Source organism: Streptomyces liliiviolaceus (assembly GCF_018070025.1).
Classification (GTDB): Bacteria; Actinomycetota; Actinomycetes; order Streptomycetales; family Streptomycetaceae; genus Streptomyces; species Streptomyces liliiviolaceus.
On the sequence record NZ_JAGPYQ010000001.1, the window covers coordinates 1,526,489 to 1,550,348 of the forward strand.

Here is a 23,860-nt window from a genome sequence, read left to right on the forward strand (position 1 = left end):
GACGACTTCACCCCCCACGCAAGGAGTCATCGATGCGACTGTCCACACCCATGCTCTCCGCCGCGCTCGGCCTCGGTCTCACCGCCGCCGCGCTCGGTACCGTCCCGGCCGCGGCGGCCCAGGCGCCGGAGCCGGCGTCCACCACCTCCGTCGCTTCCCTGGCGGGCGCGGGCTACAACGGTTCCGGCGAAGAGGCGAAGGCCAACGAGGCCTTCTTCGAAGCCGTGCTGAAGTCCGTGGCCGAGAAGCGCGCCGCGAACCCGACGTCCGCCGCCGCCGTCACCGTGGTCTACAACGCCTCGGCGGCGCCGTCCTTCGCCACCCAGATAGCCCGCAGCACGTCGATCTGGAACAGCTCCGTCACGAACGTCAAGCTCCAGGCCGGCACCAGCGGCGCGAGCTTCACGTACCGCGAGGGCAACGACTCGCGCGGTTCGTACGCGTCCACGGACGGGCACGGCAGAGGGTACATATTCCTCGACTACGCGCAGAACCAGCAGTACGACTCCACGCGCGTCACCGCCCACGAGACCGGGCACGTGCTCGGACTCCCCGACCACTACTCCGGCCCGTGCAGCGAGCTGATGTCGGGCGGCGGACCGGGTACGTCCTGCACGAACTCGATCCCCAACAGCGCGGAGCGCTCCCGCGTGAACCAGCTGTGGGCCAACGGGCTCGCCAAGGCCCTGGCGAAGGTCAACCAGGACTGAGCCGGCCGTACTGATCCTGCGTCGGGGCGGTGCGGAGTCGGCGCCGCACCGCCCTGACGCAGGGACATCGGGACATCGGGACCGAAAGGTCCCCCTCGGACGCACCACCCACCCCCCACGGACGTGGGCCGCCCCTCCTGCACAGAGGGCGGCCCACGTCGTGTTTTCCGGGTCCGGGTCCGGGTCCTGTCCGGGTACGTGTCCCGCTACGTGCTCTTGCGCAGGGTCAGGTCCACGACCAGGGCCCGGTGGTCGGTGTCGTCCAGGTCCAGGAAACGGGTCCTGGTCGCCGTGAAGCCCCGGGACACCAGGATGTGGTCGATCTGGGCGCCGAAGGCCGGGGCCGTCAGGGCGGGCCAGCTCGGCGTACGGGTGTCGCCGGTGAGGCGGGCGCCGTCCATGAAACCGGTGTCCAGGATGCGGCGGAAGGCCGCGTGGTCCTGGGTGGCGTTGAAGTCGCCCGCGACGACGGTGGGCCGGCCTATGTTCGCGGCGGCGTAGTCGCGCAGGGCGCCCAGCTCCTTGCGCCAGGTTCCCAGGTGGGACGGGAGCGGCGGCATGGGGTGGGCCAGCTGGAGATGGATCTCCTGGCCGTCCACGTCCGCGGTGGCGCCGGGCATGCCCATGGTGGCGGGGATGCCCTTCGCGGGTGTGAGGGGGTGGCGGCTGAGGATGACGGAACCGTCGGACCCCTCGGAGGTGGAGCTCTCGACGATCTGCCGGTACGGGTAGACGCTGGCTTTGTCCTTGTTCTTGTCTTTGTCTTTGGCCGCGGACTTGCCGAAGGCCTGGTTCAGCTTCTTCTCGCAGGTGTCCTCGCATTCCTGGACGAAGACCAGGTCCGGGCGCTGCTTCGAGACCGTCTCGATCAGGCTGTCCGTCGCCCGGCCGAACTCGACGTTCGCCGTGAGCACGCGGATCTCGGCGACCGGGACGCCGCCGGGTTCCATCGTCTTGCCGTACGGCTCGATGTACCAGGCGATCACGGCGAGGGCGGCCACGCCCCAGACGAGGCCGATGCGCCAGTGGGCGAGCGCGGCGAAGAGCAGGGCGATGCCGGTGGGGGCGAGGAGCCAGGGGAGGAAGGCGAGCAGTTGGGGGACGGGGGTGATGGCGTCCGTGTCGGCCATGCGGCAGCCGAGGACGACGCTCACGGTGAGGAGGAGGAGGGCTGCGAACCAGGCGCCGGGCCTTGTGCCGCCGTGTCTCGGCACCGGGACGTTGTCGTCACCGGTCCACTTGTCCGTCTCCGCCGTCGTGCCGCGCAAGGCCACGTCTCCCACCCCTTCTGCCCCCCCGGCCACCCCAGCCATCTGCATGGATCCTCTCTCAAAGACGGGGGGAGTGTGCGGGGGGTTGCGTGGCGGGGGGTCCCCCGCGCCCCTCGAAGGCGGGGCTGCGCCCCGGCCTGCGTCTTCGTCTGCGGGTCCGGTGGGGGCCGCTCGCGCAGTTCCCCGCGCCCCTTGAGGGCGGGGCTGCGCCCCTGCCCGTCCCTTCGTCTGCGGGTCCGGTGGGGGTTGTTCGCGCCGTTCCCCGCGCCCCTCAAAAGCGGGGCTGCGCCCCGGCTTTTGCCCCGGGGAGCGGCGCAGCCGCTTCAGGGGCGCGGGGAACTGCGCGGCCCGCCCCCACCGACCCGCAGGTGGAAACGCGCGGTTCTCGCCCCTGAGGGGCGCGGGGAACGGCGCAGTCTTTTGTATTCAGGGGCGCGGGGAACTGCGCGCTCAGCCCCCACCGGCCCCCACCGGGTCGCAGCGGAGCAGCAGGGCGGACAAGGCCTCGTTGAAGGCCGTCGGGTGTTCCAGGTTCGGCATGTGGGCCGCGCGCCGTACGACACAGAGCTCAGAGCCCCGTACAGCCGCGTGCATCGCCTCCGCATCCGACACGGGAGTGAACGCGTCGTCCTCCCCCACCACCACCAGCGTGGGAACGCCGACCCGGGTCAGCAGTTCCCGGTAGTCGGGCCGCTCCGCCCGCCCCCGCAGGGCCGCCGCGGCCCCCTCCGCCGACGTCCCCGTCATCATGCGGCGCACATGCGCCACCACCTCCGGGCGGGCGTACGGCGCCACCATCCGGTACAGGACCTCCTCGGCGTACCCGCCCATCCCCTCGCGGAGCAGCCGCTCGGCCATCGCGTTCCGCGACGTCCGCCCCTGCGGCGTCTCCGCCGCCGGGAACGTGTCCGCGAGGAGCAGGCCCCGGATCCGTTCGGGGAACAGCCGGTAGCACTCCATGACGATCTGGCCGCCCATGGAGAGTCCCCCGAGGACGAATTCGGGTACCCGGAGTTCGTCGAGGAGGGCCGCCACGTCCTCGGCGAAGACGGAGAGCGGGGTGACTCCGGGCACGACCGGGGACGCGCCGTAGCCCCGCAGGTCCGGCACGATCACCCGGCGGTCCGGCGCGAAGGCCGCCACCTGGGGAGCCCACATCGTCCGGTCGAAGGGATGGCCGTGGATCAGGACAAGGGGCAGCGCCGTGGCAGCATGCGGGCCTTTGTCCTCGTATGCGAGGAAGGGAGCCATGATCGGACCCTAGATCCCCTCAACTCCTCGGTGCAATAAGATCTTTGCTCTCGGTGCAATACGAGAACGGGAGGGAGTGGCGTGGAGGACTATCGGCGTATCGCCGACCGGCTGGCCGAGGAGATCTACTCGGGGCGGCTGAAGGCCGGCGAACGGCTGCCGCCGCAGCGCGTGTTCGCCCGGCGCCGGCACATCGCGGGGTCCACGGCCGGACGGGTGTACGGAGAGCTGGTCCGGCGCGGGCTCGTCGTCGGCGAGGTCGGCCGCGGCACCTTCGTACGGGCCGCGCCGCCCCCCTCCGGCCGGGCCCTCACGGAGGCCACGCACGACCACGACCCTGAGGTGAAGGTCAATCTGGAGCTCAACTACCCCTCCGTACCGGGGCAGTCGGAGCTGATGGCCGACGGGCTCGCGCCGCTGCTGCGGCCCGACGTGCTGGGCGAGGCCACCCGTACCGTCCCGGCCGACGGGACCCCCGCCGCGCGCGAGGCCGTCGCGGGGCTGCTGGCGGCGTCCGGGTGGCGGCCGGCGCCCGGGCAGCTCCTCTTCGCGGGCAACGCCCGGCAGGCCATCGCGGGCGTCCTCGCCTCGCTGGTACGGCCCGGCGGGCGGGTCGGCGTGGAGGCGCTGACGTATCCGCTGGTCAAGGAGATCGCCGAGCGGATCGGCTGCACGCTCGTGCCGCTCGCCACGGACGAGGAGGGGCTGCGGCCCGATGCCGTCGCCCTCGCCCACCGCGCCGCGCCGCTCTCCGCCCTCTACGTCCAGCCGACGCTGCACAACCCGACCGGAGTGACCGCGGGGGACCGGAGGAAGCGCGAACTCGCCTCTGTCGTGCGGGACTTGGATCTGCCCGTCGTCGAGGACCGTGTGTGGTCCTTCCTCCATGAGGAAGGCGTGCCGTTCGCCGCGTACGCCCCCGAGCGCGTCCATGTCGTCGACGGGCTGTCGAAGCGGGTGGCGCCCGGGCTGACCGTCGGTTTCCTCGTCGTGCCCGAGGAGCGGGCCGGGGCGGTGGGCGGGGCCCTGCGGTCGGGCGGGTGGACGGCTGGGCGGTTCGCGCTGGAGGCGGGTACGCGGTGGATCCGGGACGGGACCGTCGAGCGGCTCGTCGGCAAGAAGCGCGACGACGCCGCCCGGCGCCAGCGCGTCGTCGCGGAACTGCTCGACATGTTCACGGTCCGGGCCGACCCGTACGCGTACTACGCCTGGTGGGAGCTGCCCGCGCCCTGGCGCGCGGACACCTTCACGGCTGCCGCCGCCGCCCGCGGGATCGCGGTCACCCCGGGGCCCGCCTTCGCCGTGGGGCAGGCGGGGTCGCAGGGCGCGCCGGACGCCGTCAGGCTCGGGCTCGCGTCGGTTCCGGTACCGGTGCTGGGACAGGCGCTGCGGACGCTGCGCGACGTCGCGCGCGGACGTCCGTGAGCCAGGTCGCCAGCGCCACCGTCAGCCCGAGGGCGAGGATGAACCAGGTCGCCGTGCGCAGGGTCCCGGTGAGGGCGTCGTAGACCGCGCCCGCCGCGGCGCGCGAGACGTGCTCGGGCAGGCCCGCGAGGGTCATGGCCCGGCCGACGACCGTGGCGAGGGCCAGCAGCGCGGCGCCCAGGGCCATGCCGAGCGCGGTGGCCGTGACGGCACGGCGGCGGCGTACGGCGAGCAGGATGCCGCCGAGGGCCAGGGCGACCGCCGCCAGCGGCAGCCAGAAGCCCGCGATCTCCAGCATGGGGAAGCCTTTCCGCAGGTGACGCAGCTCCTGGGCGTCGAGGACCGTGACCTCGGTGTGCTCGACGGGAATGCGGTCCGCCATCGGCACGCGGTCGTCGGCCAGTTGCGCCTTGAGGCGGGCGGTGACCGGTGCCAGGTCGAGCGTGACCGCGCCCTCGCTGTCGCTGCGCAGGGCCCGCAGGACGGCGTCGTGCGCGGCCCGGTTCGCCGTGGTCCAGGCCGCCCGGAAGGCCTCCGTACCGGTGAAGGACCGCACCGCCCGGTGGACGTACGCGCGGACCTCCCCCTCCAGCGGCCCGACCTCGACCTCGCTCATGATCCCGTCCGTGACGGTGTCCGCGATCGCGCCCTGGACGTCGGGTCCGGCGGCGAGCGGCGCCATCGTGTCGACGTACCGCCCGGTGTCGCCGATCTCGTACTTCGCCCACGCCGAGAGCCCGCCCAGCGGCACGAGGACGCAGGCGAGCACGATCAGCAGCGCCGAGAGGACGTTCCGCAGCGCCGAGTGGCCGGGGTCGGAGCCGGGGTCGGATCCGGTGTCTTTCCGCACCCCTCAAGGAAGGGCCCCGGCCGGGCCCCTCGCCATCGGGGCACGGCCGGGGTGACTGCATCCGGACGCGGATTGCGTTCTTCCGGGGGACCCGGACGGCGTTCGCCGAGCTCCGGACGGCGTTCGGTGAACGCCGGAAGGTCTTCGGCGGGCTCCGGAAGGCCTGCCTACTTGCGGTTGTAGAGCCTCATCGTGACCGGGCCGAAGACCGCGACCAGCACCCCGGCCCAGCCCAGCGACCACGCGATCTCGGCGGCCGGCCAGGAGCCCTCCATCAGGCCGCGGACCGCCGAGGCGACATGCGTGACGGGGTTGTTGTTGACGAAGGCCTGGAGCCAGCCCGGCATCGTCTCGGGGCGGACGAAGATGTCGCTGAGGAAGGTCAGCGGGAACAGGATCATCATGCTCACGCCCATGACCGACTTCTCCGTGCGCAGCAGCAGTCCGAACATCGTCCACACCCAGGAGAAGGCGAACGAGAAGACGATCAGCAGGACGACGCCCGCCACCACTCCCTGGACGCCGCCGTCCGGACGGAAGCCCATGATCAGGCCCACCGCGAGCATCACGACCGACGCGATCGTGTAGCGCAGGGCGTCCCCGAGCAGATAACCGACCAGCGTCGACGGGCGCCAGATGGGCAGCGAGCGGAAGCGGTCGAAGACGCCCTTCGCGATGTCGATGTTGACCGAGACGCCCGTGTACATCGTGATCATGACGACCGACATCACGAGGATGCCGGGGAGCAGGTACTGGATGTACTCCTCGGGGGAACCGGCGAGCGCGCCCCCGAACAGGTACGTGTACATCAGCACCATCATGATCGGGAACGCCGTCACGTCGAAGAGCTGCTCCGGTACGTGCTTGATCTTGAGGATCGCCCGCCAGCCGAAGGTGAGCGAGGCCTGGAGGGCGTTCGGGCGCGGCGGACGCTCGCCGGCGACCAGGATCGCGGCGAGGCTCTCGGTACGGACCGGCGCGAGGTCCGCGGTGTCCGCGGTCGCGGTTCCGCTGCCGGGGGACTGGGTCGCGGTGCTCATGCCGTGGCCTCTTTCTTCAGCGTCGGCTGGGGTTCGGGTCGGCTGTCGGGCGGGCCGTCCTGTCGGCCGTCAGGCCGACCGTCAGGCTGGCCGTCGGTCCGGCCGTCGGGCTTTCCGGTGAGGGCGAGGAAGACCTCGTCCAGGCTCGGCTGACCGAGGGAGAAGTTGTCCACGGTGATGCCCGCGTGGGCGAGTTCGGCGAGGGCGCGGGACGCCTTCTCGGCGGCTGCCGCGCCGTCCGGCGAGCCGTTGCCGACCCGGGCCGTCAGCGCCACCGGGTCCGGCTCCAACTGGACGTCCGCGCCCAGGGCCTGCCGCAGCACCCGCTCGGCGTCCGGCCGCCGGTCCGCGTCCCGCAGCCGTACGTGCACGGCGCCCGCGCCCACCGACGCCTTCAGCTCGCCCTTGGTGCCCTCCGCGATCACCCTTCCCTTGTCGATGACGGCGATCCGGGACGCCAACTGGTCCGCCTCGTCGAGGTATTGGGTGGTCAGCAGGACCGTGGTGCCCTGGGCGACGACCGCCCGCACGATCTCCCACACCTGGTTGCGGCTGCGCGGGTCGAGGCCCGTCGTCGGCTCGTCCAGGAACAGCAGGTCCGGGGTGTTGAGGATGGACGCGGCGATGTCGATACGGCGCCGCATGCCGCCCGAGTAGTTCTTCACCTGGCGGCCCGCCGCCTCCGACAGGCCGAAGGCGTCCAGGAGTTGGGCCGCGCGGTCGTACGAGGCCTTCTTGGCGTGGCCCGTCAGCCGGGCCAGCAGCACGAGGTTCTCGGTGCCGGTCAGGTCCTCGTCCACGGACGCGTACTGGCCGGTGAGGCTCACCAGGCCGCGTACCGCGTCCGCCTCCCGTACGACGTCGTGGCCGAAGACGTGGGCCTCGCCGCCGTCGGGGCGCAGCAGGGTCGCCAGCATGCGCACGGTCGTGGTCTTGCCCGCGCCGTTCGGGCCCAGCAGGCCGTACACCGTGCCCGGTTCGATCCGCAGGTCCACGCCGTCGACCGCGCGGATGTCGCCGAAGGTCTTCACCAGGCCCGCGGTCTCGATGGCCGGCCCGGCCCGGTGGTCGGTGCGGTTGCTGCTCGTCATGTCGGTCCGCCCATCCGCGTCGTTCTGGTGACTGGTTTCGTAGCTGGTAGCTGGTTTCGGAATGCAGACCCCCGGGGTCGCGAAAACTCATCGGTGGGGCGGGGTCTCGGGTCTCCGGTGGAGGGTTGACCCGAACGGGTGTTACCTGGTTTCGGGGGAGAGGAGGCCGATCATGCGTGTCACCCTGGCTCTCAGGACCCTTGGAACCGCCCTGGTCAGCGGCGGTGTGCTGGCCGTCGCGGCCGCAGGTACGGCGACTGCGGGCGACCTCGGCGACCAGCGCGGCGACCGCCGTGGCGGGGACCCCGTGTGGGGGACCGTCGTCTCCCACGGCGATCTGAAGGTACGGGCCCGCCCCGACCTCGGCTCGACGATCGTCGACCGGCTCTCGCCCGGCAGTCAGGACCGGGTCGCGTGCGTGACGCGGGGCTCGCACGTCTTCGGCAACCCGCACTGGTACTGGCTCGTGGGGGCGCGGGCCTGGGCGAGCGCGGCGTTCGTCGACCTCGGCGGGGAGGGTGTGCCGAAGTGTTCCGACCCCTGCGAGGGGGCCTGGAAGGACCGGTGGGATCGGTGGGACGAGGCTTCGGGCTCCACGGACTCCGGCTGGGAGTGGGTGCCCGGCGGGAGGTGAGCGGTCCGAGGAGGGCGGGGCCCCGGCTTTCGAGCCGGGGCCCCGTAGTCCTGGGGTGTCAGTCCTCGGTCGTGTAGTAGCGGTAGAAGACCACCGCGAGGATGCCTGCGGCGATCACGAGGGACAGGAGCACGGTCTTGACGATGCCGGCGTCCGTGAGGCTGTAGATGAAGCCGAACGCGATGCCCGCGAACGCCGCCCAGGTGGCCGCGCGCAGTTCGCGTGGCAGGCGGGGGGCGATGGCGTGGACGCCGTACGCGGCCGCGGCGAACGCGAGGGCCGAGACGACGCCCAGGAGGACGTTCCAGCCGGTGATCGGGCCTGCGTGGCGGTCTATGCCGGAGGTCCAGAGGCCGTAGACGATGCCGGCGAGCGCGGGCAGTACGAGTTTCGCCTTCAGCGGGATGGTGGGGTGGTGGGTGGTTCGTGGGCCGGTCCTTGCGGGTGCCGTGTGAGCCATGACAGCACTCCTCTCTTCCTCGCCCCCGCCTTCCAGGTCACACCTGGGGGGTGGGGAGGGCAAGTTTTAGGCTCTCGTCCGCGGGCCGGTGGGGGCCGTTCGCGCAGTTCCCCGCGCCCCTAGAGCGGCTGCGCCGCTCCCCGGGGCAAAAGCTGGGGCGTAGCCCCGCTTTTGAGGGGCGCGGGGAACTGCGCGGCCCGCCCCCACCGGACCCGCAGGTCGCATGGAGTCGGGGTGGCGGAGCCGGGGAGTCCGGCGTGCGGCGCGTGCGTGTGCGTGCTTCGCTGGGCGGGTGAGCGGCGGCGCGGAGCACAGAACGCGGGCCCAGCGGCAGCAACTGCTCCGCGTGCGCGGACGCAGCGTCGCTTGGGCACCCCCACTGCTCCTCCTCACCGCGATCGCCGTGATCGACAGCAACACCTCGGGCGAGTTCAGGATCATCTCCTGGATCGTCCTCGTCCCCGGCATCGCCGCGGCGATCTGCGGAGTCAGAGGCACGGCCGTCCTCGCCGCCCTCGCCCTCGTCACGTACATCGAGGTGGACGCCGCCTGGCCGCACCAGGACCAGACCGGCCTGCCCGACTTCATCCTCGTCGCCGTGGGCGGCGCCCTGGCCACCATGGCGTGTGCCGTGCGCGTGCGCGAAGAGCGCCGCATGCTGCACATGCGGGACGTCGCCGACACGACCCGCCGTACCGTGCTGCGCCCGATGCCCACCCCCTGGGCCGGCCTGGACCACGCGGCCGTCTACCTCGCCGCCGACATCGAGGCCCGTGTCGGCGGCGACTTCTACGACATCCAGCCCGGCCCGCACGGCACCCGCGTCCTCCTCGGCGACGTACAGGGAAAGGGCCTGCCCGCGGTGGACGCCGCCGCCGCGCTGCTCGGCACGTTCCGCGAGGCCGCGTACCACGAGGCGTCGCTTGGCGTCGTCGCCGAACGGCTGGAGGTGCGGATGCGCCGCCAGCGGCAGTACGTGGCCGACCTGGGCGAGGAACCGGCCCGCGGCGTGGAACGCTTCGCGACCGCGGTCCTCGTCGGGTTCCCGCCGCCGGGCGCTCCCGGCGGCCATATCGAGGTCGTCAACTTCGGGCACGAGCCCCCGCTGGTGGCCGGACCGTCCGGGGTACGCCTCCTGCCGCCCGGCGACGGCCTGCCGCTCGGTTTCGGCGGGCTGGCCGGTCCTGCCTCGGGCGTCCCGCCGGTCCGCCGGGTCCCCTTCGCCGCCGACGAGACCCTGCTGCTCGTCACGGACGGCGTGACCGAGGCCCGGGACGCCGAGGGGGCCTTCTTCCCGCTCCACGAACGCGTCGCCCTGGCCGTCTCCGTCGACCCCGGCCTCACCCACCCCCGACACCTGGTGGAACTGGTCCGCGAGGGCACCCTCCGCCACAGCACGGGCCACCTGGTGGACGACACGACGATCTTCGCGGTCCGCGCGGTCCGCCCGGTTCGCGGGTGAGACGGTGGCCGAACAAACCGCCACCACCCACCCCCTATCGCCCCCACCACAACCCCCTTTGCACCCGCACCGGTTACCGTGCTGCCGTGGTGATCGAAGGGAAGCGAAGGGGAGGGAGACGGCGATGCCCGGAACCGTACTGCTGATCGCCGCGTCGCCGGCGGGCAAGGGCTGCCTCGTCGACGCCGCGTCCGTACTCCCCGTACTCGCCGCGGTGGCGCCCTCCGTGCTCTCCGGCACCGACACCGCGAACGTGGTCGAACTCGCCGACCCCCTGCAGCCGCAGGCCGTCCTGACCCGGCTGCGGGCCGCCGCGACGGCCCCCGGTCCGCTCACGGTCTTCCTCACCGGGCAGCTCCAACTGGACCGCAGACAGCGGCGTCCGCACCTGGCGCTCGCCCGGACGACCCCCGCGACCGTCCGCTACACCGGCTTCCCGTGGCACTGGATCCGTGAGGAGCTCCGCCTGCGCGCCCCGGGCAGCACGACCCTCCTCGTCGATCTGCACACCGACGCGGAGACCTGGCAGCACCTGGCGGGCCAGCCCCTCACCGGGGGTCCTGGGGTCGCGCTGTACGGCCGTGTGGCCCCGCCTCCCCCGCGCCGCGCGATGGCGGTGCCCACGTACATGAAGTCCCTGGCCACGATCCTCCGCAGCGGTCACCGTCCGCCGCTCGCGCAGCTCCACCAGCAGGCGCTGACCCGCTCGTACGGCGAGGACCCGGACTCCGCCCGGCGGGACCTCGTCCTCGCGGTCGAACCCAGGTACCGGGCAGGGGTTCCGATGCCGGGGCCGGCCACGGCCCACGGGTACGCGGCGGCACCGGCGCCCGCACCCATGCCCGCGTCCGTGCCCGCACCCATGCCCGCGCCCGCACCTGTGCCTGGGCCCGCGCCCTACCTCGCCGCCGTGCCGATGCCCGCGGCCCCGCCCGTGACGGTGCCGCCCGTGACGGTGCCGCCTCCCGTTCCCACGCTCGCGCCCGCGCCCGCCCCGGCGGATCCGCACGCCGAGATCACCGCCGCCGTGCAGAGCGGCCGGCACGCCGAGGCCGCCGTGCTGGCCGAGCAGTGGGAGCGGACCGCGCTGCGGACGTACGGGCCGGGCGCCGACGAGGTCGTGCACTGGATGGAGGTGCGCGCGGACCTGGCCATGTTCGCGGGCGACGCCGAGCTGAGCTGCCGGATCTGGCTCGCGGTGGCCGACGCGCGGCTGACCGCGGGGCAGCCCTCCGACGCCCCCGCCGTCGAGGCGGCCGTCGACCGGGCGCACCACCAGTGGGGCCGGATCGGCGACTCGGCGCGGGCCCGTGAGCTGGGGCCCGCGCTGGCCGATCTGCGCGGACGGGTTCCCGGGCGCCGGCAGGGCGCACTGGACGACATCCGGCGCAACCTCAGCCGGCTCGGCACACAGGTGAGTCCTTAGCCGGACAGGCCCTGGCCGGCGAACATCTCCAGCGCGCCCGACACCAGCGTCCGTACGCCGGGGCCGACCGTCGCCAGGTCCGGGGCGAAGTGCGGGCTGTGGTTGCTGGGGACGGCGGCCAGTTGTTCCAGGAGGTCGTCCCCGGCCCTGGCCGCGGCCGCGTTCCAGACCTCCGCCGGTGTGCTCGTCACGAACCAGTAGGCGTACGGGATCTTGCCGCCGGGGCCGCCCTCCGCGAGGAGCGGGAAGTCCTCGCTGCCCATGACCGGGCCGAAGTCGAGGACCGTGCCCGCGCCGAAGACCTCGCCGTGCACGGCCGCGACCCGGCGGTCGGTGTCGGCGTCGTTCACGGTCACCGGGAAACTCCCGCTCACCGTCACGGACGGTTCGCGCGGGCAGCCCGCCGCCGCGCACTCGCCCGCCGCGATACGCCGGATCGAGGCGAGCATCCGCTCCCGTACCTCGGCCGACTGCGTACGGAGGTTGAGGGAGATGCGGGCCTCGGCGGGGATGATGTTGTGCCGGGTGCCCGCCTCGATGCGGCCCACGGTCAGCACGGCCGACTCGCGGGCCGCGATCTCGCGCGAGACGACACTCTGCAACCGCGTCACGATGTACGCGGCCGTCACCACCGGGTCCACGGTCGCCTCGGGCCGTGAACCGTGCCCGCCCACCCCGTGCACGACGATGTCGACGTCCGTGGACGCCGACATGATCAGGCCCGGCGTGTGCGCGTACAGCCCGGCCGGGCCGGGGGCCGCGTGCTGGGCGAGCAGGACGTCCGGGCGCGGGAAACGCTCGTACAGGCCGTCCGCCACCATCGCGGCGGCGCCCGTACCGGTCTCCTCGGCGGGCTGCCCGACCACCAGCAGCGTGCCGGACCAGGTGTCCCGCCCGGCGGCGAGCGCCTCGGCGGCGCCGGTCAGCCAGGTGACGTGCAGGTCGTGGCCGCAGGCGTGCATGACACCGGGGTTCTCGGAGGTGTACGGCAGCCCGGTCTCCTCGGTGACCGGCAGCGCGTCCATGTCGCCGCGCAGCAGGACGGTCGGCCCGTCGCCGTTGCGCAGCACCCCGACGACCCCCGGGCCGCCGGTGCCGCCGACGCCCTCGGCGGTCTCGTACCCGGCCTCGCGCAGGCGTCCGGCGAGGACCCCGGCCGTGCGGTGTTCGCGTGCCGACAGCTCGGGGTGCCGGTGGAGGTCCCGGTAGAGGTCCTCCAGTGCGGACAGCGGGAGGTCGGCGGTGAGGTCCAGGGCGGTGCGCGCGGCGGCGGAGGGTCCCGCGGCGGAGGGCTCGGCGGCGGGTTCGGCGGGAGAGGTCACCTCGTCAGCGTATGCGGCGCGTGTCACCCGTATGGCGGTGTTCAGCGCGGTTGCGACGGGGTGTCGCTGCTATCCACGAGGGAGGGGGACGACACCCACCGAAGGAAGTGCGGCATGGCAGGCACGCTCGCCATCAACTTCACCCAGGGGCTCGACGACGCCTGGTCGAAGATCGCGACATTCGTCCCCAAACTCATCGGGTTCCTCGTCATCCTGGTGATCGGCTGGGTCATCTCGAAGATGATCGCCCGCGTACTGGACCGGGTCCTGCGCAAGGTGGGCTCCGAGCGCCTGTCGGAGCGGGCCGGCACGGAACGGCTGCTGAGCGAGTCCAAGTACGACATGACGGGGATCATCTGCAAGATCGTGTACTACGCGCTGATGCTGATCACGCTGCAGCTCGCGCTCGGCGTCTTCGGCGCGAACCCCGTCAGCGAGATGATCAACGGGATCGTGGCGTGGCTGCCGCGCGGCATCGTCGCCGTGGTCCTCGTGGTGATCGCGATGGCCATCGCGAACGGCGTCCGCACGATCGTGGGCAGCGCGCTGTCGTCCGTCTCCTACGGGCGGACGGTGGCGACCATGATGTGGGCCGCCATCCTCGCGCTGGGCGTGATCGCGGCGCTCGGCCAGGCGGGCATCGCGACGACGGTCACCCAGCCGGTCCTGTACGCGGCGCTCGCGGCCGTGGCAGGTGTCCTGATCGTCGGTGTGGGCGGCGGCATGATCATGCCGATGCGGCAGCGGTGGGAGCGGTGGCTCGACACGGCCGAGCGGGAGAGCGTGAACGCGAAGGGGAGCATGTCGGCGTACCAGTCGGGCCGTGACGACGCCCTGCGCGGGCAGCCGGCGAGGGAGCGGACGGATCGGGCCGCGGGCCCTGGCCCGGGCCCGGGCTCGACGATGGACATGTGACGGCCGTACGTCATCTGCGGCCCGGCGGGGGCTGAGCGCGCAGTTCCCCGCGCCCCTTGAGGGCGTCTGCGGGCCGGTGGGGGTTGGCCGCGCAGTTCCCCGCGCCCCTAAAAGACGAAAGGCAGGGGCGCAGCCCCGCTTTTCAGGGGCGCGGGGAACTGCGCGGCCGGCCATGTGCGGCCGGCAGACGACATTCCGGCGGACGCCCCACCCCCTGGGGGCGCGGGGAACTGCGCGCTAGGCCCCCACCGGGCCGCAGGTGAAGTCGTGCCCCCACGGCTAGTGGTCGCGCTGCGGTGGGATCAGGGCGTGGTGGTGGATCAGCCACGTGATCGCGGTCAGACGGCACACCGCGTAGTCGTGGCCCACCGGCTCCGCCCAGTCCGTCTCCGCGAGCCCGTCCAGGAAGCCGAGGGCGTAGTCCGTGAGGGTCTCGCGATCCGGCGGCAGCGGGACCAGCCCGGGACCCCCCACCGTCAGCCGGTCGCGCAACTCCGCCACATGCTGGTCCACCGCCGCCGTGAACGCCGGCTCGAACGCGAACTCCGCGAAGCGCGGCGCGTACGTGCGGGCGATCTCGACCAGCGGGGTCAGGGGGGCGGCGGATGACATTCGTCCACCGTAAAGCGGGTGGAGCGGTGCCAGGAGGGGGATTTCGGATGGTTTCCGTCACATCGGGGCAGGTGGCACCCGTGGACCCGTGGGACCCGTCAGAGCGGCGGATGCGCCGGCGCCGGCCCCAGCGTCGTCGTGCCGGGAGCCGTGCGATGCCCGAGCCCCGTCCGGTACGCGTCCAGCGCCGCGTCGATCCGCCCCGTACGCCGCAGCAGATCGCCGAGCAGACGGCACAGGTCGGCCAGATCCCCCGCCGCGCCCGCCCGCTCCAGCAGGCTGAGCGCCCGCACGTAGTGCTCCTCGGCCGTCTCGGTGTCCCGGCCGTCCTCCGCGATGATGCCGAGCAGCCGGTGCGCGCCCGCGGAGTGGACCGCCCCGCGCTCCGAGCTGAGGTCGCCCAGCACGCCGTGCAGCAGGGTCGCGGCCTCCTGCGACTTGCCGCGCCGGTGGAGCACGTCCGCCAGTTCCACCGCGACCTGGCTGGTGTAGAGCGCGGCGCGCTGCGCGGAGTGCATGGCCTGCGCCTCGCGCAACTCGCTCTCGGCGCGCTCCAGATCACCGTTCTGCGCGTACAGATATCCGCGCATCCAGTGGCAGTTGGCCAGTTCGGTACGGATCTGGAGCTGCCGGTACAGCTCCGCCGCCTTGCCCAGGGACGCGTCGGCCTCGGCCATCCGCCCCTCGGCGATCATCGTGCGGGCCACGGACCGGTGCATACGCGCCAGCAGCGCGGGATCGCCGACCTGCGGGGCCAGTGCGAGCGCGAACTCCGCCGCCTGCGCCGCCCGCGCGTGCGCCCCCATGTCCATGTAGGGCGCGATCACCGCCGCGTAGAGCAGCAGCAGGGCGTCCGGGTCGTGCAGCCCGCCCTTGTTCAGCTCGTCGATGGCGGATTCGAGCAGGTAGCAGGCGTACCGGAGCTCGCCCGCGAGGTAGTGCGAGACCGCACGGCCGCGCAGCGCCGGGACGCGGACGGGCAGCGGTTCGTCCGCGAGCCGTTTCTCGGACTCCTCGAAACGCGCCCGGGCCGTCGTCAGGTCGCCGGTGTCCATGGCGCACTCGCCGAGGCCGAGCAGGGCGGCGGCGCACTCGGCGTCCAGGCCGAGGTCCTGCGCCTCCGCGAGCAGCGCGGTGTACTGCTCGGCGGCGATCTCCGCCTCGCCGGTCGCCAGGGTGCGCTGGGCGTCGGTGAGCCTCAGCCGCAGGTCGGTGGCGAGGTGGGCGGGCCGGCCGGTGGCCAGTTCCTCGTAGGCGACCCCGAGCCGTTCGGCGATGTGCCGCAGCGCCTCCTCGGAGGGCCGCACGCGTCCTGCCTCCAGCGTGGAGACGTACGCGGGGGTGTAGGCGGGTTCCGCCAGTTGTTTCTGTGTCAGCCCGCGTTCCGTACGCAGTTGCTGCACTCTGCGCCCGATGATTCCCGGGTCGTCGCGCTCGGCCATGGCGTAAGCATGCCAGTAAGCCGACTTACTCCTGTCCGCTATCCAACTTCCTGTTGAAACGGGCAAGTTAACTCTTGCGGGGAGGCCGTCGATCGGCTCAATGCGGCCCTTGCCCCGGAGGCGAACACGCCCTAGGTTAAGCGGCGCGTTAAGCGCACGATGAAGCACGTTTAATACGCTGGCCTACGTTGACGATGCGAGGTTGTCGCCGTGTTCCGACGCATTGCCACGCGCTATCTTCCGGCTCGGTTCATCGCGGCGTTCGGTGCGGCTGTGTTTGCGTTCGCCGCGCTGGTGAGCGCGGCGAACGCGGTTCCTCATTAGGCGCCCGGGCCCCGTCAGGGGCGCGGGGAACTGCGCGGCCGGCCCCCACCGGCCCGCAGCCGAAACAGCGCCCCGGCGCTGACAGGGCTTGCTCAGCTCCCGCGCGGGGCGTGCACAGGACCTGCCGTTAGCCTGCCTCTTCGTATGGAAAACGGACGGAACGCAGCCGACGCGGCGCGCGTGGTCGCCCGGGCGCTCGTGTACACGGTGGTCGGCGGGGTGGCGTTGCTCGCCGTCGTCACCGTCGGGTCGGTGCTCGGGCCGGTGGTCGTGCTCGATCTCGCCACCCCCGCCATGGCCGCCTGGTGGACCGTGTTCACCGCCGTCGCCGTGCAGGGCATCCCCTTCCTGCTGCTGGGCACGGTCGTGTCGGCGGCGATCGGCGCGTTCGTTCCCGAGCGGGTCTTCCGGCGCGTACTGCCGAAGAACCCGGCGCTCGCCGTACCCGTCGCCGGGGCGGCCGGGGCCGTGCTCCCGGGGTGCGAGTGCGCGTCCGTGCCCGTGGCCGACAGCCTGATGCGGCGCGGGGTCGCGCCGGCCGCCGCGCTCGCCTTCCTGCTGTCCGCGCCCGCCATCAACCCGGTCGTCCTCGTCGCCACCTCCATCGCCTTCCCGGGAGATCCGGCCATGGTCGGCGCCCGGCTCGTCGCGTCCCTCGCCACCGCGGTCGCGATGGGGTGGCTGTGGGTGCGGTTCGGCAAGGAGGAGTGGCTGCCGTCCGTACGGCGCGCGGGCGGCGGAGCCTCCGGAGCGGGCGGGTGGCGGGGTTTCCGGGACGGGCTGCAGCACGACTTCCTGCACGCCGGGGGGTTCCTCGTGCTGGGGGCGGCCGCCGCGGCGACGTTCAACATCCTGGTGCCGCGGTCCCTGCTCGACGTGTTCACCGGCTCGCCCTGGCTGTCGGTGCTGCTGCTCGCCGTCCTCGCCGTCGTGCTGTGCGTGTGCTCCGAGGCGGACGCCTTCGTGGCGGCCTCGCTGACCGGGTTCTCGCCCACGGCCCGGCTGGCCTTCATGGTCGTCGGGCCCATGGTCGACCTGAAGCTCGTCGCTCTCCAGGCGGGGACCTTCGGGCGGGCGTTCGCGGTGCGGTTCTCGGCCGTGACGTGGGTGGTGGCCGTGGTGAGCAGCGTGCTGGTGGGCGGGTGGCTGCTGTGAGCGTCCGCGAAAGCCAGAGTCCGCGCCGGCGCCTGCGCCTGCGCCTGCGTCCGCAGGGTGTGCTGCTGATCCTGTGCGGCTCGGCGCTGCTGCGCATCGCCCTCTTCAGCGAGCTGTACCTGCGCTATGTGAAGGAGGGCCTGCGCCCGTACCTCGTGGTCTCCGGCGGAGTACTGATCGCACTCGGCCTCCTCGGCCTGCTCGCCCGAACCCACGACGAGGACGAGGGGTACGACGAAGCCGCCGACCCCGACCGTCAGGACGCCCACGCCCACGCCCACGCCCGTAACCCCCGCATCGCCTGGCTCCTCACCGCCCCCGCCCTGGCCCTGCTCCTCTTCCCGCCGCCCGCGCTCGGCTCGTACAGCGCGGAACGCGAGGAGGCGCGGGTCGCCGCGCAGGGCGCCGGCACCTTCCCCGAGCTGCCCGCCGGGGACCCCCTCGACCTGACCCTGGGCGCGTTCGCCTCGCGGGCGGAGTGGGACACGGGCGCGTCCCTGAAGGGGCGCACGGTCCGGCTGACCGGCTTCGTGACCCGCGACGACGACGGCGCCTGGTCCGTGGCCCGCCTCCGCGTCACCTGCTGCGCCGCCGACGCGCAGGCGTTGAAGGTCGAGATCCGAGGCGAGGACGCCCCGGCGGCCGACACCTGGGTGACGGTCACCGGAACGTGGCACCCCACGGGGAAGCCCGGCACGGACGCGGCCCGCCCCGTACTGGACGCCGTGTCGGTGAAGAGGACGAAGGCACCCTCGGACCCGTACGAGAAACGGTGAGTCGCCGATTAGCCCGTTCGCCGGTTCGTTGTCAGTGGCGGCCTGTTGACTCGGCACATGACTGACAAGGCGAGTCACGGCGATGCCCACCGGGCCGAGGCTCCAACACCCGGAACCGAGATGGTGGAGCCGTCGCGGTTCAGGATCCGTGCGGTACGGATCGACGGCCTGGGCGCCGCGGTGAGAGTGCGGGGAGGCGGTGCGCACCGGGTCGAGTTCGAGGTGCTGCACGACTGCTCGATGTGCGGCAACGCCATCAACCAGGTGATCGTCGGACTGGCCGGCGAGGACCGGGCCCAGGCGTCGGTGTGGAACGGCAAGCAGCGCAGCGGGGGCGGCCTGAAGACGGTCAACGCCGGGTCGAGCGTCGAGGCGCTGGCGGAGGACAACCCGGGCCCGGCGGAATGGGTGGACGTGTCCTGCGAGATCGTCGTCCCCGACGAACCCGGCACGTACTCGGTCCGGGCCCGCTACGCCCAGGCGTACCAGGGCCGCCTGATGACCGCAGAGGGCCGCACGGTCCCCCAGCCGGAATACCCGGACGTCCTGGGCTGGTGGAAGGTCGACCGCCCCCAGGGCCCCGGCCCGGAATCGGCGATAGGCACGATCATCGTGGAGGCATGAGGTCCCGCTCGCCCAGCCAGCCCTGCGGCAGCCACGGCAAGTGGTCCGTGTGTGGGGGTGGGGGGCCCGTGCGGGCCAGGAGGATGGCCACGTCGTCTTCCGAGGTGGACGGGTCCAGGTGGGTGGTGACCGTTTCCAGGAGGGTGGGGAGGGGGGCCGCCGGGTCGATGGGGAGGTCGGCCAGGGTGGTGAGGCCGGTTTCGATGTCGCGGTCGCGGCGTTCGATCAGGCCGTCCGTGCACAGCAGGAGGACCGAGCCGGGAGGGAGGGGGACCGTGGTGGCCGAGAAGGAGCCCAGGCCCACTCCCAGGGGCGGGGCGACCGGGAGGCCGAGCAGGGTGCGGGTGCCGTCCGGGGCCACGAGCAGCGGGGGGACGTGGCCCGCGTTGGAGAAGGTGGCGCACTGCCTGCCGGGGTCCAGGAGGGCCAGCAGACAGGTCGCCACCCGGTCCAGTTCCAGGGTGAGCGCGGTGCGTTCGGCCTGGAGCAGGATGAAGTCCGGGGTGCTGCTCTGGACGGCCAGGGTGCGCAGCACCGAGCGGTACTCGCTCATCGCGGCCGCCGCGCGGATCCCGTGCCCCATGACGTCCCCCACCACCAGCAGGGTGCGGCCGTGGGGCAGCGCGAGCGTGTCGAACCAGTCGCCGCCCACCTCGGCGCCCGCGCCCGCCGGCAGATAGCGACCGAGGGTCTCCACCCCGGGGCCCGTGACGGTCGGCGTGTTCAGGAAGGCCCGCTGCATCTCCAGCGCCGTCTCGTGCTCGCGGGTGTAGCGGACCGCGTGCGCGATGCCCGTGGCGGCCCGGTCGGTGAGGTCGCCGAGCAGTTCCGCGTCCGCGTCGGTGAGGCGGGCGGAGTCACCGGCCCGGAACACGATCACCGCGCCCACCGGCTCCTCGTCGACCGCGAGGGGCAGATAGATCCCGGAGTGCGCGCCCATCCGGCGGAAGTGCTCCTTGCGTTCGGGGGAGAGGGCGAACTGGCGCATGGCCTCGTCGGCCGGGTGGGTGAGGACGAGCGGGCGCCGGTCGGCGAGCACGTGGGCCATGGGGGAACCGGCCGGGTACACGACGAACTCGCCGAGGAGGCCGAGCGGCGAGGACACCTCCGCCAGCTCCGGCGTGGTGGCGAGCGCGATCCGGCGCAGCCGCAGCGGATACCGGTCCGAGGGCACCTGGGGCGTGCCCTCCGGGTCGACCACGTCCACCGCCGCGTAGTCCGCGAAGCGCGGCACCAGCAGGTCGGCCAGCGCCTGACAGGCCTGGCCGAGGTCGAGGGTCGCGCCGGTGCTGCGGTTCGCCTCGTCGAGCAGCGCCATGCGGTTGCGCGCCCGGACGAGGTCCTCGCGCCCGCGCAGCGCGTCGGTGACCTCCATGACGACCCCGGCCACCCCGAGGACCTCGCCGGACGGCCCGGACAGCCGGTGGTAGGCGCCCAGCCACCACCGGTTGTCGCCCGTCGTGTCGGCCGGGGTCTGTCCGCCGACGGTGATGACCTGCGGAACTCCCGTACGCAGCACCTTCGCGAGCAGTTGCTCCGAGGCCTCCAGGTCCGGCAGCACGTCCCGCAGCCGGCGGCCGAGGTGCTCGGCGGCCGGGACGCCGTTGAGCCGCGCGAGAGCGTCGTTGAGGTAGAGGTAGCGCAGCTCGCCGTCGAGTACGGCGATACCGGCCGGGCAGTGGTCGAGGAGCCCCCGGGCCAGCGTCAGCTCGTCGAGCAGCCGCTCCGCGGACTCCCCCACGTTCTCGGAGCGGCGAACGGCGTCCGCGAGCGCCGCCAGTTCCGTCTGGGTCAGCAGCATGCGCGGGTCGGGCTGGACCTGGTCACCGGGCACCCGCCCACCGCATCACGGCCCCGCCCCGCCGACCAACGGGAGGGGCTGTCCGGGTGACCCGCCGAGCCCCTCCCCGAGCCCGTCTAGGGAAGCGGCGCCGCCGTCGGTTCGGGTCTCTGCGGGGACCGGCCGCCGGGGGAGCCGGCCAGGTTCCACACCTCGTCCGCCGTCAGGGCCGCGTACGTGTCGGGCGGGAGGCTGCCGGTGAGGCCCGCGACCCGCACGGGCTTTCCGCCGCGCTCGGCGAACAGGGCGAGGGTGAGGGCGAGCCGGGGCGAGTACACGCTCCGCCAGGCCGTCCGCGCGCCCGGCCCGCTGCCCGCACCGGCCGAATGCCCGACCGGCGTCGCGGGCACGGCCCTGGCCGGGAGGAAGGCCCCGTCCTTGACGCCGGGCACATAGGCCCCGCCCCGGACGCCCTGCCGCGCGTTCAGCAGTTCGGTGACCACCGCCGTCGCCTTGCCGTCCATCGCGGTACGCGTCTTCGGACGTGCGGTGTGGACCGTACGGCCCGCCTTGGTGATCTTCGCGACGGTGTACGGGGCCGCGTAGGTGCCGTCGGCGGCCAGCGTGGCGTACGCCGAGTTCAGCCGCAGCGGGGTGGGAGCCGTCTCCTCGGCGAGCTTGCCCAGCGGGTCGCCGAACCGCAGGCCCTTGTAGGAGAACGGTTCGAGGACCGTGCCCGCCTCGACCGCACCGTCGACGGCGTCGTTGAACGGCTGGTGGGCGTAGTCCGCTCCGCCGTACAGCACCCGGACCGCGCCGTCGCCGGGGACGGTCGCGACGACCGCCGTGTGCAGCCGGGCACCCTTGCCGTCCGCGACGCCCTTGCCGCCCTTGCCGTCCTTGCTGCCCTTGCCGCCCGCGTCACCGTCGGGTGTCCGCTCGCGCACCAGCTCCGCCGTCTCGTCCTGGAGGCCGAGGTCGAAGGTGGTGTGCACCTTGTAGCCGCCGCGCGCCAGCTGGTCCTCCGTGATGCCGAGCCGGTCGGCGGCCTCGGCGGACGCCGTGTCGATCAGGTACTGCCGCTGGCCGTTCGAGCCGCCCGGCGGATAGAAGCGGAAGGCGGGGAAGCGGGCGGCCGTCCGCTCGCGCGCGCTGATCGCGCCCGAGTCCGCCATCGCGTCGAGCACCCACACCCAGCGGCGCTCCAGCGTCCCGGTCACCTTCGCGTCCGCGCCCGCCCGTTCGTAGTACGAGGGCAGGTTGAGGATGGAGGCGAGGGCGGCGCCCTGGGAGACCGTCAGGTCGTGGGCGCCGACGCCGAAGTAGTTGCGTGCGGCCGACTCGATGCCGGCGGCGCCGCGGCCGAAGTACACGGTGTTGAGGTAGCCCCCGAGGATGTCGTCCTTGGACCTCGTGCGGTCCAGTTTCACGGCGATCAGCGCCTCGTGCGCCTTGCGCTTGAGGGACTGCTCGGGCGTCAGCAGGGCGTTCTTCACGTACTGCTGGGTGATGGTGGAGCCGCCCTGGCGGTCGCCGCCCGTCACGGTCGCGAGGGCGGCCCGCAGGATCGCGGAGGGGGCGACCCCCGAGTCCGTACGGAAGGAGCGGTTCTCCGCGGCGATCACGGCGTCCTGGACGTGCCGCGGGACCTGTTTGAGGGGGATGTCCTGGCGGTCGACCGGTCCGCGCCTGCCGAGGTACTCGCCGCCGGAGTCCACGAAGACCGTGCTCTGGCTGACGGTCTCCGGATGCGGCTCGGGGATGGGCGTCATCCGGTACGCGACGACGACCGCGGCGCAGACGAGAAGGAACAGCGTCAGCAGGGCGGCCAGCACACGGCGCAGGCGGCGGGCGCGCGTGCGGCGCCTGCGCAGACGCGTCCGCCGCAGGAACGTGCCGATGCCGCGGAGCCGGGTCCCGCCGCGGCGGAGCAGGGCGCGGGGGTTCACGCGGGTCTTCGTACGGGTCTTCACGCGGGCGTTCATGAGGGGGTGTCCGTCCGTGCGAGGAGGGTGCCGGCGGAGTCGTAGGCCTTCACCGTGATGCCCGGCGAGGACGTGCCGCCGCCGGTGAGCGGGGCGTCCACGTACCAGGCGGACCAGCCGGGGGAGCCCGCCAGGGTGAGCAGGCGGGCGGTGAACGTGCCCTCGGTCGTGCGGACTTCGACGCGCGATGCCTCGCGGCTGCCCCGGTGGACACCGGAGAGGAAGATCCGTTTCCCGTCCGTGGAGTCCGCCCAGAGGGTCAGGGCGGGACTTCCGGCCCCGCCCTCCTCCGAGTCGCCCTTCCCGGCGTCGCGGAACTGGTTCGGCTGTCCCGGCGCCGACAGATGCGTACCGTCCTTGGAGAGCCAGAACTGCACACCGGGCGCGGCGGTCACCCGCTCTCCGGGTGTCACGACCCGGACCGCCGCCCGCTCCACGGAGACCGTGACCCCGCCGGACCCGGAGTCCGAGCCGCGCATCGCCCCCACGACCAGGGGTACGAGGAGCAGGGCGCCCACGGAGGTGAGCACCGCGGTGGTGCGCCGGCGCCGCTTGCGGAGGGTGCGCCCGGCCGCCTCGATGGCGGGCGCGGGAAGTTCCGCGTGCGGGACCTCGGACGGGCCCTCCGCGCGGGGGACTTGAGGGTCACGCCGGCCAGGCGCTCCCTCCCGGTACGCGGCGTGGGCGCGCAGGGCCTTCTCCGCCCGGCGGTCCACCGCCTTCACGGCGCCCCGCGAGGAGTTGAGGAGCGCGGCGATCTCGCGGTGGGTCAGGCCGTCCCAGTACCGGAGCACGGCCACGGCCCGCCGGCGCGGCGGCAGGCCCGCCAGCACCTCGGTGAGCGGGTCGAGCGGATCGGGCACGTACGGCTCCGGCGTGGACCCGGAACGCGCGGAGTGCCGGGAGCGTCCGGTACCCCTGGCGCCTTCGGAACCCCAGGAGCGCCCGAGGAGGGCGACCGGCCGTGGCCGCCGCCGACGCAGAGAACCCCGTACCAGAGCCCGCCGGACGTAGAACTCCGCGTCGTCGCCCGGGACCCGGCGCCGCGCGTACACCTCCGCCACCGCCGCTCTCGCGCGTCTGTCCGCGTCGGCGGAGTTCCCCGTGAGCAGACGGGCCGTGCGCGTGAGCCGGGGCCAGTACTCCCCGGCGCGGGCGGTGAAGTCGTCGTCCATGGTCAGTCGAGCGCGACGATGCGCGCCACTCCCTCCGGATCGGCCCTGCGGGGTGCTTGTGCTTCGATGTACGCGACCTACGCGACCTGTGTTGCGTACGTGACGTACGTGACCTGTACGCACGACAGAG

Annotated in this window: 21 protein-coding genes; 9 read left to right on the forward strand and 12 right to left on the reverse strand. The window is 73.2% G+C overall.

The window, feature by feature from the left end:
• The first annotated feature begins 32 nt into the window (after positions 1-32).
• Positions 33-710: a snapalysin gene (gene snpA, locus J8N05_RS06780; RefSeq protein WP_210881546.1), complete on the forward strand. Its 678-nt coding sequence runs from the start codon at positions 33-35 to the stop codon at positions 708-710.
• 206 nt (positions 711-916) lie between these two features.
• On the opposite strand, the gene J8N05_RS06785 is transcribed toward snpA, so the two are convergent.
• Positions 917-1,984 carry an endonuclease/exonuclease/phosphatase family protein gene (locus tag J8N05_RS06785; RefSeq protein WP_407699889.1) on the reverse strand — a complete coding sequence of 356 codons (1,068 nt, stop codon included), beginning with the start codon at positions 1,982-1,984 and terminating at the stop codon, positions 917-919.
• A gap of 447 nt (positions 1,985-2,431) precedes the next feature.
• Positions 2,432-3,232, reverse strand: coding sequence for an alpha/beta fold hydrolase (locus J8N05_RS06790; RefSeq protein WP_210881548.1), 801 nt, complete (start codon positions 3,230-3,232; stop codon positions 2,432-2,434).
• An 81-nt stretch (positions 3,233-3,313) separates the two neighbouring features.
• Between J8N05_RS06790 and J8N05_RS06795 the strand changes: the two genes are divergently transcribed.
• On the forward strand, positions 3,314-4,657 hold the full coding sequence (locus J8N05_RS06795) for an aminotransferase-like domain-containing protein (RefSeq protein ID WP_210881549.1): 1,344 nt from the start codon (positions 3,314-3,316) through the stop codon (positions 4,655-4,657).
• On the opposite strand, the gene J8N05_RS06800 is transcribed toward J8N05_RS06795, so the two are convergent.
• The 3 genes from J8N05_RS06800 to J8N05_RS06810 all read right to left on the reverse strand — a co-directional run bounded on the left by J8N05_RS06800 (position 4,572) and on the right by J8N05_RS06810 (position 7,638).
• Entirely contained in the window at positions 4,572-5,507 is a 936-nt protein-coding gene (locus tag J8N05_RS06800) for a hypothetical protein (protein ID WP_210881550.1), read from the reverse strand. The two genes, J8N05_RS06795 and J8N05_RS06800, sit on opposite strands and share 86 nt — an antisense overlap.
• Before the next feature lie 167 nt (positions 5,508-5,674).
• On the reverse strand, positions 5,675-6,547 hold the full coding sequence (locus J8N05_RS06805; protein WP_210881551.1) for an ABC transporter permease: 873 nt from the start codon (positions 6,545-6,547) through the stop codon (positions 5,675-5,677).
• Positions 6,544-7,638, reverse strand: a complete 1,095-nt coding sequence (locus J8N05_RS06810) for an ATP-binding cassette domain-containing protein (RefSeq protein ID WP_210881552.1) — start codon at positions 7,636-7,638, stop codon at positions 6,544-6,546. Before J8N05_RS06810 ends, J8N05_RS06805 begins: the two co-directional genes overlap by 4 nt.
• Positions 7,639-7,810: 172 nt before the next feature.
• On the opposite strand from J8N05_RS06810, the gene J8N05_RS06815 reads away from it, so the two are divergent.
• Entirely contained in the window at positions 7,811-8,272 is a 462-nt protein-coding gene (locus J8N05_RS06815; protein WP_210881553.1) for an SH3 domain-containing protein, read from the forward strand.
• Positions 8,273-8,330: 58 nt separating this feature from the next.
• Here J8N05_RS06815 and J8N05_RS06820 read toward each other — a convergent pair whose 3' ends face one another.
• Positions 8,331-8,732 (reverse strand): hypothetical protein, encoded by a 402-nt coding sequence (locus J8N05_RS06820; protein ID WP_247706174.1) that lies wholly within the window; start codon positions 8,730-8,732, stop codon positions 8,331-8,333.
• Positions 8,733-8,955: 223 nt separating this feature from the next.
• Between J8N05_RS06820 and J8N05_RS06825 the strand changes: the two genes are divergently transcribed.
• On the forward strand, positions 8,956-10,194 hold the full coding sequence (locus J8N05_RS06825) for a PP2C family protein-serine/threonine phosphatase (protein WP_210881554.1): 1,239 nt from the start codon (positions 8,956-8,958) through the stop codon (positions 10,192-10,194).
• Between the two features lie 124 nt (positions 10,195-10,318).
• Positions 10,319-11,620, forward strand: coding sequence for a hypothetical protein (locus J8N05_RS06830; RefSeq protein WP_210881555.1), 1,302 nt, complete (start codon positions 10,319-10,321; stop codon positions 11,618-11,620).
• On the opposite strand, the gene J8N05_RS06835 is transcribed toward J8N05_RS06830, so the two are convergent.
• The gene (locus J8N05_RS06835; protein WP_210881556.1) at positions 11,617-12,942 is read right to left on the reverse strand and encodes an amidohydrolase; all 1,326 of its coding nucleotides are present in this window, start codon (positions 12,940-12,942) and stop codon (positions 11,617-11,619) included. The two genes, J8N05_RS06830 and J8N05_RS06835, sit on opposite strands and share 4 nt — an antisense overlap.
• Positions 12,943-13,056: 114 nt before the next feature.
• On the opposite strand from J8N05_RS06835, the gene J8N05_RS06840 reads away from it, so the two are divergent.
• Positions 13,057-13,857 carry a mechanosensitive ion channel family protein gene (locus J8N05_RS06840; protein WP_210881557.1) on the forward strand — a complete coding sequence of 267 codons (801 nt, stop codon included), beginning with the start codon at positions 13,057-13,059 and terminating at the stop codon, positions 13,855-13,857.
• A 279-nt stretch (positions 13,858-14,136) separates the two neighbouring features.
• Here J8N05_RS06840 and J8N05_RS06845 read toward each other — a convergent pair whose 3' ends face one another.
• Positions 14,137-14,469, reverse strand: a complete 333-nt coding sequence (locus J8N05_RS06845; RefSeq protein WP_210881558.1) for a DUF6401 family natural product biosynthesis protein — start codon at positions 14,467-14,469, stop codon at positions 14,137-14,139.
• Between the two features lie 98 nt (positions 14,470-14,567).
• Positions 14,568-15,911 carry a helix-turn-helix domain-containing protein gene (locus J8N05_RS06850; protein WP_210881559.1) on the reverse strand — a complete coding sequence of 448 codons (1,344 nt, stop codon included), beginning with the start codon at positions 15,909-15,911 and terminating at the stop codon, positions 14,568-14,570.
• A gap of 468 nt (positions 15,912-16,379) precedes the next feature.
• Here J8N05_RS06850 and J8N05_RS06855 point away from each other — a divergent pair, with 468 nt between their 5' ends.
• From J8N05_RS06855 to J8N05_RS06865, 3 genes are read left to right on the forward strand one after another with little or no spacing between them, the layout of a single operon-like run.
• Entirely contained in the window at positions 16,380-17,390 is a 1,011-nt protein-coding gene (locus J8N05_RS06855) for a permease (RefSeq protein WP_210881560.1), read from the forward strand.
• A gap of 38 nt (positions 17,391-17,428) precedes the next feature.
• Entirely contained in the window at positions 17,429-18,166 is a 738-nt protein-coding gene (locus tag J8N05_RS06860) for a TIGR03943 family putative permease subunit (RefSeq protein ID WP_210890049.1), read from the forward strand.
• Between the two features lie 57 nt (positions 18,167-18,223).
• Complete coding sequence (locus J8N05_RS06865) at positions 18,224-18,790, forward strand: hypothetical protein (protein ID WP_210881561.1); 567 nt, start codon at positions 18,224-18,226, stop codon at positions 18,788-18,790.
• On the opposite strand, the gene J8N05_RS06870 is transcribed toward J8N05_RS06865, so the two are convergent.
• The 3 genes from J8N05_RS06870 to J8N05_RS06880 all read right to left on the reverse strand — a co-directional run bounded on the left by J8N05_RS06870 (position 18,774) and on the right by J8N05_RS06880 (position 23,730).
• Positions 18,774-20,624, reverse strand: coding sequence for a SpoIIE family protein phosphatase (locus tag J8N05_RS06870; RefSeq protein WP_210881562.1), 1,851 nt, complete (start codon positions 20,622-20,624; stop codon positions 18,774-18,776). The two genes, J8N05_RS06865 and J8N05_RS06870, sit on opposite strands and share 17 nt — an antisense overlap.
• An 83-nt stretch (positions 20,625-20,707) precedes the next feature.
• Complete coding sequence (locus J8N05_RS06875; RefSeq protein WP_210881563.1) at positions 20,708-22,555, reverse strand: transglycosylase domain-containing protein; 1,848 nt, start codon at positions 22,553-22,555, stop codon at positions 20,708-20,710.
• Complete coding sequence (locus J8N05_RS06880) at positions 22,552-23,730, reverse strand: sigma factor-like helix-turn-helix DNA-binding protein (RefSeq protein ID WP_210881564.1); 1,179 nt, start codon at positions 23,728-23,730, stop codon at positions 22,552-22,554. The genes J8N05_RS06875 and J8N05_RS06880 overlap by 4 nt, the downstream gene beginning before the upstream one ends.
• Positions 23,731-23,860 lie beyond the last annotated feature (130 nt).